The sequence below is a fragment of the Pseudomonas sp. P7548 genome, from assembly GCF_013386585.1.
Taxonomy (GTDB): domain Bacteria; phylum Pseudomonadota; class Gammaproteobacteria; order Pseudomonadales; family Pseudomonadaceae; genus Aquipseudomonas.
Genome location: NZ_JACARO010000110.1, coordinates 1 through 13,652 on the forward strand (window position 1 = coordinate 1; position 13,652 = coordinate 13,652).

The following is a 13,652-nucleotide window of genomic DNA, read 5'->3' on the forward strand; positions in this document are numbered from 1 at the left end:
CCGCCACCCCCTAGTATCAAGTCCTCGTGCGCCCCCACTCACATGGACTGAACAATGATCAACCGACCCGAAAAAGCCGCCTCGCCGCGCATCCCCGAAACCAAGGCACCGGAACGTGTGTTCGACGCCCTGCTCAACAAGGCCAAGACCTTGGCAGCCGCCGGGTCGGGCGACAAAAACTTCAAGCCCAAAGTGCTGGCCGCCCATTCCGGCGAGGCCCTGAAAAAGCCCAGCGAGATCAAGCTCGACGATTACAAGGAAGTCACCGCCCTCCCCGCCAAGCTCGACATCGACAAACTCAAAGTCGTGTCCGAAGACAAAGACGCCGGGGTCATCTACTTCGAGCAGGACGGCAGCAAGTTCAAGATCACCCGCGAAGGCGCCGAGAAGGTCCAGGAAGGCTTCGACACCCTCAAGGGCCTGCACTTCGGCCACGCGGTGGCGCCGGTCAATCAGGGCGGGCCGGATGAAGGCACGCCGCTCTATGACCTGCTGCACACCCTCGCCGAAACCCAGGGCACTCCGGCCGGCAAAGAGATTCGTGAAGCCCTGGGCAACCCTGACCAGCAACTGCTGCGCGAAGACGACCCCACCGTGCGCCTGGCCAATGTGAAGTCCGTGGGTGAAGCCAAGGACGGGGTGGTCAAGGTCGAGATGGAAAGCGGCCAGACCCTGGTAATCTCCGAAGCGCTCACGCCCGAGGCCTTCGCCAGTTTCAACAGTGCCGGCGTGACCAAGGCGGCCCTCGCCGAGGGCAAGGCCAAAGGCTATGAAGAGGTCACCAGCCTGCCCGGCGACCTGGATTTCAGCCAGCTCAAGGTGGTCTCCGAAGACCCCAAATCCGGCGTGATCCTGTTCGAGCACCAGGGCAAGAAGTACATGATCAGCCAGTCCGAGGCCGCCCTGCCGCAGCCCGGCGCCGACCTGAGCAACCCCAACCCCAACGCCGGTAGCAGCTTCTACAACTTCCTGAGCGCGGTGCACAAAAGCGAAGGCACCCAGGCGTTCGACTACATCAAGAACGCCCAGTCCCTGCCCGGCCAGGAACTGCTGCGCAAGGACGAGGCCAGCCTCAAGCTGGGCGATATCAGCAAGGTCGATGCGCCCATGGACGGCATCCTGGTGGTCAACGGCACCGACGGCAAACTGCTGGTGGTGTCCAAGGACATCACCCCCGAAGCCTTCGCCGCCTACAGCACCAAGGGCCAGACCCTGGCTGGGATCGAGAAGGCCAAGGGCGACGGCTACAGCCTGGCCGGGCCGGATGCGTATTTGTCGTCCACCGAAGACATCATGAGCGTCGGCGGCGTGGGCGATTATGGCCCCGGCCTGATCGCCTTCACCCAGCACAAGCCGGGCGGCGCCGAAGAAAAGATTGTGGTCAGCGAAGACAGCAACCCGCAGATGTTCGAGCAGATCTCCGGCTACCGCACCGACATCGCCCAGCAGACCACCGACGTCGACAAACTGCGCGCCGACAACGGCCTGCCGCCGCTCAAGGATGTGTCGGTGGACAACCTCGCCACCACCGAAAAAGATGAAAGCGGCAACCCGCTGTCGGTGCAGGACCTGTCGATGAAAACCCTGGTGGACAGCTACCGCGCCGGGGTCAAGGACGGCAGCATCGGCAAGGACGACCCACGCGCCAAGTTCCTGCGTGCGGTGGAAGCCAAGAGCATGGCCGACAACGGCATGTCGATCATCCCCGAGCACGGCTTCGGCAACCAGGGCATCGCCACCACGCCGATCGATGTGACCTCACGGGATGTGCGCGACAACATCTTCGACACCAAGTCCATCGACAAGACCATCGGCGAGCTGCTCGGCGACTCGACCATCCAGGCCGACATCAAGGCCAACCACGACGCGGCGTTGGGCAAAGTTGACGGCGGCCAGGCCAAGGTCGATGAAGTGCACCAGAAGCTCATCGACAGCACGTCCTCGGAGAACTTCACCAAGTACATCAAGGCGCTGCAGGACGACGGCAAGACCGAACTGGCCACCCAGGAGATCCAGACCGCCTACACCGCCCTGGCGGATGTGGACCCGGCCAAGGCCGACAACTTCCTGCAGAACCTGCAGATCGACGGCTACACCGATGCCGTTGAAAAGCTGATGGATGACCCGAGCAAGATCAGCGATGACAACACCGCCTTGGCCACCCAGGACAACACCCTGGCCATCCTCTCGATGTTCAAGGGCGGCGCCGACGGCCTGCCGCGCCAGGCGCTGGGGGTGTATTCCAAGTTCGTCGACCAGTTGCTCAAGGACAAGGGCGCCGCCGCCGACTTCGGCAAGGCGATGATCTCCCTGGGCGATACCTGGCAGAAGAACGGCGTGATCAGCTTCAGCGATATCGAACACGCGGTGAGCAAGGAGATCATGCCGAACCTCAGCGAAGAAAACCGCAGCTCGTTCGTGAAGAACCTGACCTTCCTCAAGGACAACGGCGTGCTCGGCTCGGTCGGCGGCGCCATCGGCATGGGCCGTATCGTCTACCAACTGGCCGGCCAGGGCGGCAAGCTGGCCGACACGCCGATGAAGCGCCTGGGGATCGCCAACGACTTCCTCGGTTTCCTTGGCACCGGCTCGCACTTCGCCACCCTGGGCCTGAAGGTCTATGACAAGTTGCGCGGCACCAACGCCTACAAGCTGATGGGTTTCGACCGCTCGCTGCCCGACCTCTGGGCCAAGCCCGGCGAGGGTTACCACGCCCTGCCCAAGGACGCCGAGGCGGTGCAGAAGAAGTACTTCGAGATCGTCGACCAGGCCATGGACGACGGCAAGGACGTGGGCAAGGTGCTCAACAGCGGAGGCTGGAGCGACGAAGGCGCGAAGAAAGTGCAGGAAGGCATCGAGAAAGGCATCGCCAGCCGTGGCGGCGTGGCCGGTGCCGGTTTTGGTGCCAAGTTCGCCAGCAGCGCGATCAAGGTGATTGGCATGGCCACCGACGTCGCCGGTGGTGTGATCAGTGTGGTGCAGGCCGCGTTCACCCTGCGCGACGGCGTGCGGGAAAAAGACCCGGTGAAAATCGCCTCCGGCTCGCTGTCCATGGCCGGTGGCGTCAGCAGCCTGGTGGCCGCCGGCGGCGGCGTGCTCACCACCCTCGGCGTCACCGGCCGCATCATCCCGTTCCTCGGCCCGGTGGGCTTCCTGATCTCCGGCGCGCTGTCGTTTGTCGGCGCGATCCTCAGTACCGTGCAGTCCCACAAACTGCACAAGATCTCGATGCAGAACTGGAACCAGATCCAGGACTTCAAGCAGGACGGCCTGCTCAAGCCCAATGGCGATGAAGCCTACGTGTGGCTGCAGACCTACCTGTCCGACTGGGGCCAGCGCGATGCGCCGCAAGACCAGAGCATCTTCGACTTCCGCAAGGAAGAATGGGATGCGCGCTCCAGCATTCGCGGCGGCGACCATCGGCGCGACCACCCGGACTACATCGGCGACGGCAACAACCGCAATTCCGAGGACTACAAGTACTCGCTCAAGCCCTCGGAATGGACCAACGACAACCACGACATCATCTGGCGCGTGGGCGACGGCTACGGCGGGCCGTACCACGACGTCGATAACTCATAAAGCACTGACCCACCACAAAACTAATGTGGGAGCGGGCTTGCTCGCGAATGCGGTACATCAGTTACAGATAGGCTGACTGGTAAACCGCATTCGCGAGCAAGCCCGCTCCCACATTTTTGATCTGTGTTGGATCAGATAAGGCGCGCAGCCACCAGCCAGTCCGCAACGGCCTGGAACGAGGCATCCGGTACGGGGTCGCCCGGCACGGTCTTGCGGTAGATCTCCCCGGCCAGCGCCTTGTCCGGCGCGTGGGGAATGCCCAGGTCATACGCTTCCTGCAGCATCAGCAACGCCTCTTCCGGTGATGCGCGGCACACCACCACCGGCACTGGGGTTTCCCCGCGCACATAACGCACGCCGATCACGCAGCCGTCGGTGGTGCCGATCATCATCGACGCCCGGCTCAAGCCCAGCTTGGTGGCCAAGGCCTGCATCTCGTTGCGCTGGCGCCGCCGTTCGCTCTTGATCAGCGGGTCGCCGTCGATGTCCTTGCGCTCGCGCTTGGTCTCGCTGCGGGTCATCTTCATGTCGCGGCCAAACAGCCAGCGCTGCATCATCACGTCCACGCCGCCTACCAGGATGAACGCGCACAACACGGTGAACACCAGTGGCTTGAGCACCAGGAAGAACGTCGACTCCATGCACTCCGCGCCACACCGCGACGACTCCATCAGCGCCTGCAACGCGTGCTTGCCCACCACGTAGAAAGCAATCGCCAGCACGTGCACCTTGATCAAGCCCTTGATGAACTCCACCAGGTTGCGCAAGGCAAAGATCTTCTTCATGCCCTCGGCCGGGTTGATGCGCTTGAACTCGGGCTTGATCGGGTCCACCGAGAACACGAAGCCGCGCATGGTGATGATGTTGGTCAGGATCACCACGCCCGTGGTCACCGCCATCACCGGCAGGGTGATGCTGATCACCAGTTGCTCGGCATGGTCGAGCACCCGTGGCCACACGGTGGCGAAGGGTTCGATGTAGATCTGCGCGGTGAGGTCGATCAACGCGGTGACCTGGGCCTTGGCCCGGGGCGCGAGGATCGAAATGCACAGGGTGCAGAACAAGATGACCATGCCCGACACCAGGTCCTGGCTCTTGGCGACCTGGCCTTTCTTGCGCGCGTCCTTGAGCTTCTTGTCCGTGGCCGGCTGGGACTTCTCTTCGCTGGTATCGGCCATGGCTACTCCATGCCTGCCAGGGTCTTGAGCAGCTCGACCGTGCCGCGGAACTCGGAGAGCTGGTCAAGCATCAGCGGAATCAAAAAGCCGATGTAGATCACCATCAAGATGGTAAAGAACAGGTTCTTCACCGGCAGCGACAAATCGAAGATATGCAGGTTGGGCGCCATGCGCGACAGGTAGGCGAGCATCAGGTCGGTGATCAGCAGCGAGATCAGCAACGGTGACACCATCAGCACCCCCACGCGCATGATCTGGTCGAGGATCGACAGCACCGCCAGCAATGCCGAACTGGCAAACACCGGGGTGAACGAGGTCACCGGCCATAACTGATAGCTGTGGTAATAGCCGTCGACCATCAGGATAAAACCGCCGGACATGAAGAACAGCGTGATCAGCATCACCGTGAGCAACGTCGCCATCACGCTGGACTCCCCCGACGACAACGGGTCCACCAGTTGCGCCATGGTCGAGCCGCGTTGCAGGTCGATCAACTCCCCCGCCACCTCGGCGGCCCAGAACGGAATGCCGAACAACAGGCCGATGAGGATGCCGATCAGGAACTCCTTGATCAGCAAGCCGGCGATAAACACGCTGCCGTGTTCGGGCATTGAGGTCAGCGACTCGAACACCGGGAAAAACATCGGGATGGAAATCGCCACGGCCACACAGCCACGGATCATGCCGGTAAGGCCCAGGCGGTTGAACGCCGGGGTGATCACCACCACGCCCATGGCGCGACAGGCGGCGAGCGAGGCGGAGCTGATCACCGGGTAGGCGACCTCCAGGAACTGCGCGGTCAGGCTGGCATCCATGGGCGGTCAGCGCGTCCACATCGGGAAATTGTCCAGCACCTGGCCGCCCAGTTCCGCCACCTGCCCGGCCAGCACCGGGCCCAGGAACACGATGGTCAACAGCACCGCCACCAGCTTCACCACCTGGGGCAGCGTCTGGTCCTGGATCTGCGTCAGCGCCTGGAACAGGCCCACACTCAAGCCCACGATAATCGCCACCCCCAGCGCCGGCGCAGAGAGCATCAGCACCGTCATCAGCGCCTGTTTCATCAACGACAAAAATACGTCCTGGCCCATCTTCCCCCCTCAACACACACCACCCTGTAGGAGCCCGGCTTGCCGGCTCCTACACGGGTTAGCCGTAACTCAGAATCAAACCGTGCATCAGGCGCGACCAGCCGCTCAGGGACACGAATAAAAAGATCTTCAGCGGGATCGAGATCAGGTTCGGCGAGACCATCGACATGCCCATCGCCATCAACACGTTGGACACCAGCAAGTCCACCACCAGAAACGGGATGTACAACAGGAAGCCGATTTCGAAGGCACGGGTCAGTTCCGAGCTGACGAACGCCGGGATCAGCACCACCAGGTCGTCATCGCGCAAGTCGGCGCGGGCCTCCGGCGACCAGATGGTCTCGGTGGCCTGCACAAAAAAGCCCCGCTCGGATTCGTTGGCAAAGCGCTTGAGGTGCGCCTGCAACGGCGGGCGCAGGGCATCGCCCAGATCCTTGAGTTGCTCCACATGCTCGATGTTGAGGTCGCGCCCCTCCACCTGGCGATACATGTCGCCAATCAGCGGCGTGGTCACGTACACCGACAGGATCAACGCGATGCCGTACAGCACCAGGTTCGGCGGCGTCTGTTGCACACCCAAGGCGTTGCGGATCAGGAACAGCACCACCGAGATCTTCATGAAACCGGTGAGTGTCACCACCGCCAACGGGATCAGTCCGATCGTCGCAACGACCAGGATGATCTCGATCAGGTTCGGCTGATAACCGGTCATGGGGTGGCAAAACTCAACAGGCGCACGCCCAGGCCGTCACCGATTTTCACCAGCTGGCCCTGGCCGACACGCCGTCCGTTAACCATCAGGTCGACGCTGTCCACGCCGGGGGTGTTGAGCTGCAACAGGCTGCCGGCACCCAGTTCGCGCAATTGCGCCAGGGTCAGTTCCAGGCTGCCGACCTGGCACACCAATTTCAGCGGCAGGTCATCCAGGGCCGCAGCCGCATCAACGTCACTCATCGTGTTCTCCGCATCCAAAAGGGGGGCTTTCAAGGCTTCCTGCAGGCGCAAGGCATCACCCTGGTGTTGGCAGCGCGCCTGCAAGCGGCCGTCCAGGTCGAGCAGCAAACCGCTGCCAGGTTCGAGCATCAGCACGTCGCCGGGGCGCAGGCTGCGCAGTTCGCCCAGGCTCAGCCACTGTTTGCCGGCGACGACCGCCAGGGTCTGGCGCAGGCCGGGCAGCGGGTCGGGGTCGACCTCACCCCATTGCGTCAACAACTGCGCCACCCGCTCGGCGGCGCCCTCACTCAACTCCAGCTGCGCGCTGAAGGCGGGCCCGTTGCCGAAGCTCAGTTCCAGCGCCAGCTGCACGGCAAACGGCCGTTGGCCCAATCCTTCGGTGGCTTCGAGCAATTGCACCGGGTGGCCGAGCAGCGGTTCGAGGGTCTCGATCAGGTCGAGCACCGCCAGCTCCAGCAGCAACGAGCGCGGCAGCGACGGCAGCGTCTGCGCGTCGAACTGCAACGCCAGCGGCGCCAAGGCCTGCTCCAGGGCGGCGGTGGGCAAACGCAGGCGCACCGGCGCTCGCCCCAGCAACAGCAGCACATCGCGCGGCGCGTTGAGGGGCTGCGGCTCGGCGGCCCAGCTCACACGCAGGTCTTGCCCGGCGCAGCGCCCCTGCCACGCACGACGGCGCCGGTGCAGTTGGTTATGCAACGCCAGCAGCGCCGGGTCGTAGTGGGTCAGCCACGGCGACAGCGGATCGGCAAGGGCTGCAATCATGTGCCAACGCCTTCGTCGCGCAGCTCGCCTACCCGGCGCTCATCGCTTTCGCGGCCGTCCAGCAGGCTTTGCCAGGCGTCGGACTGACGCTGGCGGCTGAGGCGCTCCTGGCGAAACAGATCACGCTCACGCTCCTGGCTTTGCAGGGTGGTGGACACGTGGGTCACGTCGTTTTCCAGTTGCTGCTGGTCATCGGACAGGCCGCGCAGACGGTCCTGGGCTGCCTGCCAACTGGCCACCGACAAGCCCTCGGTGAGGGATGCATACACCTGGCGTGCCTCTTCGGCGATGGCTTCACGGTGCAGGCGCAACTGCTCCTTGGCGTCGGTCAGCACGCCGTGGGTCTGTTCGCAGCGCTGCTGCTGGGCAGCCAGTTGGCTGGCGGCCCGTTGTTCACGCAGTACCCGCAGGGTTTGCAGGGTGCGCAGTTGATCGGTTTTCATGAGGCGTTCTCCTTTACTGCTGCCAACGCAACAATCTTAAAATCCATGAAGATCAAATGTGGGAGCTGGCTTGCCTGCGATCGCGGTGGATCAGCCAGCCCATCTGTGATTGATACACCGCCATCGCAGGCAAGCCAGCTCCCACAGGGTTCTGCGTAAACTTGCAGAGTGCTGTTCATCGTCAATCTCATGCCAACACCTGGCGCATACGGGTCAGGGTCTGTTCCAGGTTGCTCGGCTCATCCGCGTTCTGGCGCAGGAAGGCTTCAATCGCGGCGTGGCGGGTGATGGCTTCGTCAGCCAGGGGGTCGCTGCCGGCGGAGTACTCGCCCACGCGGATGAGCATTTCGATTTCGCCATAGCGCGCCATCAATTCGCGGATGCGCATGGCCAGACGCTTATGCTCGGCACCGGCGACCTGTTCCATCAAGCGGCTGCGGCTGCGCAGCACATCCACCGCCGGGAAGTAGTTGCGCTGGGCCAGTTCGGCGCTGAGGGCGATGTGCCCGTCGAGGATCGAACGCGCCTCTTCGGCCACCGGGTCGCTGGCGGCATCGCCTTCGGTGAGCACGGTGTACAACGCGGTGATGCTGCCGGTCGGCCCGGGGCCGGCGCGCTCCAGCAGGCGCGGCAAGGCCGAGAAGAAGGACGGCGGATAACCGCGACGGGTCGGCGGTTCACCCACTGCCAGGCCGATTTCGCGCTGGGCGCGGGCGAAGCGGGTCAGGCTGTCCATCAGCAACAGCACGTTGCGGCCCTGATCGCGGTGGTATTCAGCCAGGGTGGTGGCGACAAACGCCGCCCGCACGCGCTCGGCGGCCGGGCGGTCCGAAGTGGCCACCACCGCCACCGTGCGCGCCCGCGCCTTGGCATCCAGTTGCACGTCGAGCAGTTCACGCACTTCCCTGCCCCGCTCGCCGATCAGGCCGATCACGATCACATCGGCCTCGCTGTTGCGAATGATGCTGGCCAGCAACGACGACTTGCCCACGCCCGGCTCGCCAAAGATGCCCATGCGTTGGCCCTGGGCCAGGGTCAGCAAGCCGTCGATGGAGCGGATCCCCAGCGCCATCGAACGTACGATCAGTTGCCGGGAAAACGGCGCAGGGGGTTCGGCGTGCAGCGGGTAATGCTGCAGGGCCAGGGTTGGCGCCAGCCCGTCACCGTCGAGAAAATCGCCCATGGGGCTGATCACGCGACCCAGCTGTGCATCGCCCACGGCGACGCCCAGGGTTTCGCCGGTGGCGGTGATTTGCGTGCGGGTCGACAGCCCTTCCATGGAGCCGATGGGCGACAGGATCGCCTCGTCGCCATCAAAGCCGATCACCTCGGCACTCAGGCTGCGGCCGCTGCCCGGGTCGCGCAACTGGCACAGCTCACCGATGCTCGCGCCGGCCACACTGGCGCGCAACAGCACACCCCGAATGCTCAACACGGTGCCGTGCATCGGCCGCAGGCGGGCCTGGGCCAAGCGCTCATGCAGGCGTGGCAACAGGTGTTGCAGGTTCATGCCACACCTTCTTCGGCAAACGGCAGCAGGCTGCGGCGCAGGTTCTGCAATTGGGCTTCCAGGCCCAGCTCGACGGAGCCTGCGGGGCTGTTGAGACGGGCCTGGCCGGCGCCCAGTTGCTCATCGGCGTCCACGGCAATCGCCAGGCCTTCAGCCTTGAGGCGCTGGCGCAGGGCATCGACGTCGGCGGGCGGCACCCACAGGGTCAGGGCCTGGTCCTGGCGGAACGCGCTCAGTGCCTGGCGGGTGCAGCGCGCGATACGCTCGGCGTTGTCCAGCTCGCCCAGCACTTCGCGCACGATGCCCAAGGCCAGGTCGGCCAGCGACGCCTCCAGGCCACTCAAGTAGTGCTGCACCTGGGATTGAGTGTCTACCAGCAGTTGCGCGACCTGCTCGGCGCCCTCCAGGCGTGCGCTTTCAAAGCCTTCGGCGCGGGCGGCCTGCAGCCATTGGTCGCTGTCGGCCTTGACCTGTTGCGCCTGCTCCTTGGCGGCTTGCAGAAACGCAAAGCCTTCGGTCCACAGCGCTGCTTCTTCGGCCCGCAGGATGCGCGCCGTGGGCCGGCTCGGTAATTCACTCATGGGGTGGTGTCCTCGGCGGCCAGGCACGCGGCGGCGGCCTGCACGATTTCCAGGTCGCGGGGCAACCGGGCGCTCTGACCTTGGGGGAAGACAAAGCGCAAACGCAGCCAGCCTTGCAGGTCAGCCTGCTGGGCGTGCAACCAGGCGGCTACGCAGCCCTGGCCGTCGCGGTCGATGGCCTCGATCAGCTCGCCGGGGTCACGCAGCAAATCCGCCGCCCCACCCAGTTGGCGCAATGCCAAGGCCTGGCTGAACACATCGGCGCCGAGGCCTTCGCGCAGTTCGTTGACCACGTCGCGGCGAATCTCGCGGCTCAAGGTCGAGGCATGCCAGATCGCGCCGCACAACCTCGGCAAGCGCGCGAACTGCGCCGGCGACAACAGCAGCACCGGCAAATCAGCGGCCAGGGGCGTCACCAGTTGGTCCAGCGGGGCCAATTGATAATGGCTGACCAGCAACTGTTCCAGGCGCTGGCGAAACCGCGGCTGGCGGTGCATGGCGTGCAGCACCTCGTCCGGCAGCTCAGCGGCAAAACACGCACCCAGGCTGGGCCCGCGCACAAACTGCAACGGCTCGGCGATCAGCCCTTGCCAACGTTCAAACACGCTCATTCACCCTCCTTGAGTACATACAACGCCTGGGCCTGACGGCGTGCCCATTGCTGACGGGCCAACACACCGAGGGCGCCGAGGGCGATCAGCAACAGGCCGCCGAACATCAGGCGCGCCTGGGGCAGGTTGTCTTCCAGCAGCCACAGGCCCATGAAACGCGCCAAACGTGGCTGCGCGGGGTTCTGGCTGATGGCCACGGCCGCCTTGATCGCCGTGACCGACACGCCGTCGTAGCTCAGGCCGGAGATGCCGTTGGCCACCAGGGTCTTGATCTGCGGGATCAGGGTGTTGATGTCGGTGCCCGGGTCATAGCGCACCAGCACCGAGGCCGACGACGGCGAAATCACGCGTTTGAGCAAGTCGTTGTCCGGCAGCACCACGTGCACCCGCGCCGCCACGATGCCGTCGATCTGCGACACCGAGTGCGACAGTTCTTCACTCAGCGCATAGATCATCTGCGCCCGCTCCTGCACCGGCGACGACACCAGGCCGTTGCCCTTGAACACCTCGCCCATGTTGGAAAAGCTCTGCTGCGGCAGGCCGGCGTTGTCGAGCAGGGTCATGGCTTCGGCGAAGCGTTCTTCGTCGACCACCACCTTGAGTTGACCGTTGTCCTGGGTCTTGCGCTCCGCCGGGATGCCACCGCGCAGCAGCACGGCGACCATGGCGTTGGCGTCGCGCTCGCTGAGGTTGGTATAGAGGTCGGTGTTGCACGCCTGCAACAGGCTGGCCAGCAGGCCGATCAGCAACAGGCGCAGGGCGCGGTTTGGGCTTGGCATGGCGTTATTGACCCTTGAGCAGCGTGTTGGCGGAACCGGAAATCTGCGTCGCACCGCGCACCACCATCTGGGTTTCGATGGAGTAGTCGAACATCTTGCCCAGGGAGTGGACGATCTGGTCGACCTGTTGCTCGCCGACTTTCTTGCCCGGCTCGCCCTGGGGCGAAGCACTGGCCGTGCGAATTTCCGCCGAGGCCGGTGGCGGCGCCGACGGGTTATTGGTGAGCACGTCGGCACGCTCGGAAAACGCCCGCGTGCGGTCGATAAAACTGTTCATGCGCTCCATCAAGCCCGAGCCGATCTGGTGCGGGCTCGCGCCTTCGGGCATGCCCTTGGCGGTATTGGCCATGTGCTCGAACAGATTCTGCGAGGCCCCTGCGGGCCCCGCGCCAGCGGACGGCGGCAAGGCCGAAGCGCCAGCGGCGAGACTGATAGTCATAAGGGGTTCCTACTCTTCGTCGTCATCGGACATGGCGTCGTTCAGCAGTTCCTGCATCTTCGGCATGATGATGAACTGACCGCCGATGGTGACCGCCTGCGTGATCAGCGCATCGTTGAATTCGGCATCGCTGGTGTCCGAGGTGTCGGCCGGTTTATCGGCAGCCTTGGCGTTGTTCACCGCAGCATTGAACTTGGCTTCGGGGCTTGGGCCACCGGTGCCGGGCGTACTGTCGATCGGGGTAACGGACATGGTGCTGCTCCTTTACTGGGTTGGGGTTTCGGTACTGACTTGCGCGCCACGGAACACCCGCACACCGCGCTCGCGCGCCACCGGGGCGGCCACGACCGTGGGTTGCAGGTGATCCACATGCTGCTGCACCAACGCCAGGTAGGGCGGTGGGCCGGACACGAACACTTCATCGCCCTCGGGGCCATTGCGCATCGACAGTTGCTGGCCGAACACGTCCAGGCTGTTGAGGTAGGCCTGCAACTGGTCCAGGTTCAGGGCGCTGGCCTTGAACAGCTTGGTGGTGATCTCGTCGCTCGTGTTGAGGTACAGCAGGTTGCCGTCGAAGTACCAGGTCAGGCCGTTGGTGCTGCACAGGGTCTGCAGGAACTCACCGGCGGTGGCCGCGCGAATGGTGCTGCGGGCCTTGCCGCGCACCTTGTCGGAGAGCACCAGTGGCACGTCGAGGTTGTGGCCGAATTCTTCCAGGGCGCTGCGCACATCCTGGTCCACCAGTACGTAGGCATAGGGTTGGGAGAACCACGCCGGCTCTTCGGCAGCACGGGCCAAACTGCTGCCGAACAGGCATAGGACGGCCATCAAAAATATGCTTACATGGCGTCCGCCTTCGCCCAACGAGTCGTGACGATGTCCAAGAACTTTTTGCTCGCCAGTACCCTGCTTTTGGCTGCCTGCTCCAGCAAACCTGAGACCGATGCCGACAAGTCGCTGCAACTGGCGGGCGACCTGAGCAAGCGTGGCGACTACGCCAGCGCAGCCGCGTTGTACGAGCGCGCGACCCAGCAGCCGGGGGCCGGCATCGAGCTGTGGCTCAAACTCGGCCAGGCCAAACTCGACGCCAAGGACGCCCTCGGCGCCGAACGCGCCTTCCAGCAAGCCCTGGGCTTCGACGCCCGCAACGCCGACGCCCTGCTCGGCCTGGGCACTGCGCAATTGCAACTGGGCAAGACCCAGCGCGCCGTCACGGCCCTGAGCCAAGCCGCAGACCTCGGCGGCCTGCCGGTGGCCTACACCCGCCTGGGCGTCGCGCACGTCCTCAATGGCCAGGCCGCTGCGGCGCAAACCGCCTTCGCCAAGAGCCTGAGCCTCAAGCCCGACGACCTCGACAACCGCTGCAACCTGGCCCTGGCCTACGCCCTCGGTGGGCAATCGCAACAAGCACTGGACGCCATCGCCCCCGTCACCCAATCCCCCCGCGCCCTGCCACGGCACCAGCGCAATGTGCTGCTGGTGATGGTACTGGCCGGGTACGAACAGCGCATTGCCACACTGCCGCTGGACGATATCCCCGCTGCCGAGCGTGAGCGATTGGTGACGGAAGCGAAACGCATCAAAGCCATCAGCGACCCGGTGGCGCAGGCCAAAGAACTGGGGTTGGTAGCCCCCAACTGACACAACACAAAATTGCTTTTGATCTGGCTCTTGATCTGCTTTTGATCTCAATCGCCCCATAAAACCACGCTGGCCGAACGC

General features: G+C 64.3%; 15 protein-coding genes. 2 read left to right on the forward strand and 13 right to left on the reverse strand.

Going from position 1 to position 13,652, the window contains the following annotated elements; all coding sequences use genetic code 11:
- The first annotated feature begins 54 nt into the window (after positions 1–54).
- Positions 55–3,582, forward strand: a complete 3,528-nt coding sequence (locus tag HX803_RS30210; protein WP_178925763.1) for a hypothetical protein — start codon at positions 55–57, stop codon at positions 3,580–3,582.
- A 131-nt stretch (positions 3,583–3,713) separates the two neighbouring features.
- Here HX803_RS30210 and HX803_RS30215 read toward each other — a convergent pair whose 3' ends face one another.
- From HX803_RS30215 to HX803_RS30275, 13 genes are all read right to left on the reverse strand, one after another.
- A complete protein-coding gene (locus HX803_RS30215) occupies positions 3,714–4,760 on the reverse strand; it encodes an EscU/YscU/HrcU family type III secretion system export apparatus switch protein (RefSeq protein WP_176998796.1) in 1,047 nt (348 codons plus the stop codon).
- A 2-nt stretch (positions 4,761–4,762) separates the two neighbouring features.
- Positions 4,763–5,575 carry a type III secretion system export apparatus subunit SctT gene (sctT, locus tag HX803_RS30220; protein ID WP_176998797.1) on the reverse strand — a complete coding sequence of 271 codons (813 nt, stop codon included), beginning with the start codon at positions 5,573–5,575 and terminating at the stop codon, positions 4,763–4,765.
- A gap of 6 nt (positions 5,576–5,581) precedes the next feature.
- Positions 5,582–5,851: an EscS/YscS/HrcS family type III secretion system export apparatus protein gene (locus HX803_RS30225; protein ID WP_016969171.1), complete on the reverse strand. Its 270-nt coding sequence runs from the start codon at positions 5,849–5,851 to the stop codon at positions 5,582–5,584.
- A 58-nt stretch (positions 5,852–5,909) separates the two neighbouring features.
- Positions 5,910–6,563 carry a type III secretion system export apparatus subunit SctR gene (sctR, locus tag HX803_RS30230; protein ID WP_017137580.1) on the reverse strand — a complete coding sequence of 218 codons (654 nt, stop codon included), beginning with the start codon at positions 6,561–6,563 and terminating at the stop codon, positions 5,910–5,912.
- Positions 6,560–7,567, reverse strand: coding sequence for a type III secretion system cytoplasmic ring protein SctQ (gene sctQ / locus HX803_RS30235; protein WP_178925764.1), 1,008 nt, complete (start codon positions 7,565–7,567; stop codon positions 6,560–6,562). Before sctQ ends, sctR begins: the two co-directional genes overlap by 4 nt.
- Entirely contained in the window at positions 7,564–8,010 is a 447-nt protein-coding gene (locus HX803_RS30240) for a hypothetical protein (protein WP_176998799.1), read from the reverse strand. The genes sctQ and HX803_RS30240 overlap by 4 nt, the downstream gene beginning before the upstream one ends.
- A gap of 187 nt (positions 8,011–8,197) precedes the next feature.
- Complete coding sequence (locus HX803_RS30245; RefSeq protein ID WP_178925765.1) at positions 8,198–9,520, reverse strand: FliI/YscN family ATPase; 1,323 nt, start codon at positions 9,518–9,520, stop codon at positions 8,198–8,200.
- A complete protein-coding gene (locus HX803_RS30250; protein ID WP_178925766.1) occupies positions 9,517–10,101 on the reverse strand; it encodes a FliH/SctL family protein in 585 nt (194 codons plus the stop codon). Before HX803_RS30250 ends, HX803_RS30245 begins: the two co-directional genes overlap by 4 nt.
- Positions 10,098–10,712, reverse strand: a complete 615-nt coding sequence (locus tag HX803_RS30255) for a type III secretion protein (protein WP_178925767.1) — start codon at positions 10,710–10,712, stop codon at positions 10,098–10,100. Before HX803_RS30255 ends, HX803_RS30250 begins: the two co-directional genes overlap by 4 nt.
- The gene (gene sctJ, locus HX803_RS30260) at positions 10,709–11,491 is read right to left on the reverse strand and encodes a type III secretion system inner membrane ring lipoprotein SctJ (RefSeq protein WP_176998803.1); all 783 of its coding nucleotides are present in this window, start codon (positions 11,489–11,491) and stop codon (positions 10,709–10,711) included. Before sctJ ends, HX803_RS30255 begins: the two co-directional genes overlap by 4 nt.
- A 4-nt stretch (positions 11,492–11,495) precedes the next feature.
- Positions 11,496–11,930, reverse strand: coding sequence for a hypothetical protein (locus HX803_RS30265; protein ID WP_016969163.1), 435 nt, complete (start codon positions 11,928–11,930; stop codon positions 11,496–11,498).
- Between the two features lie 9 nt (positions 11,931–11,939).
- A complete protein-coding gene (locus HX803_RS30270; protein ID WP_178925768.1) occupies positions 11,940–12,182 on the reverse strand; it encodes a hypothetical protein in 243 nt (80 codons plus the stop codon).
- Between the two features lie 12 nt (positions 12,183–12,194).
- Positions 12,195–12,758 carry a type III secretion protein gene (locus HX803_RS30275; RefSeq protein WP_178925769.1) on the reverse strand — a complete coding sequence of 188 codons (564 nt, stop codon included), beginning with the start codon at positions 12,756–12,758 and terminating at the stop codon, positions 12,195–12,197.
- 48 nt (positions 12,759–12,806) lie between these two features.
- Here HX803_RS30275 and HX803_RS30280 point away from each other — a divergent pair, with 48 nt between their 5' ends.
- A complete protein-coding gene (locus tag HX803_RS30280; RefSeq protein WP_178925770.1) occupies positions 12,807–13,571 on the forward strand; it encodes a tetratricopeptide repeat protein in 765 nt (254 codons plus the stop codon).
- The last annotated feature ends 81 nt before the right edge of the window (positions 13,572–13,652 follow it).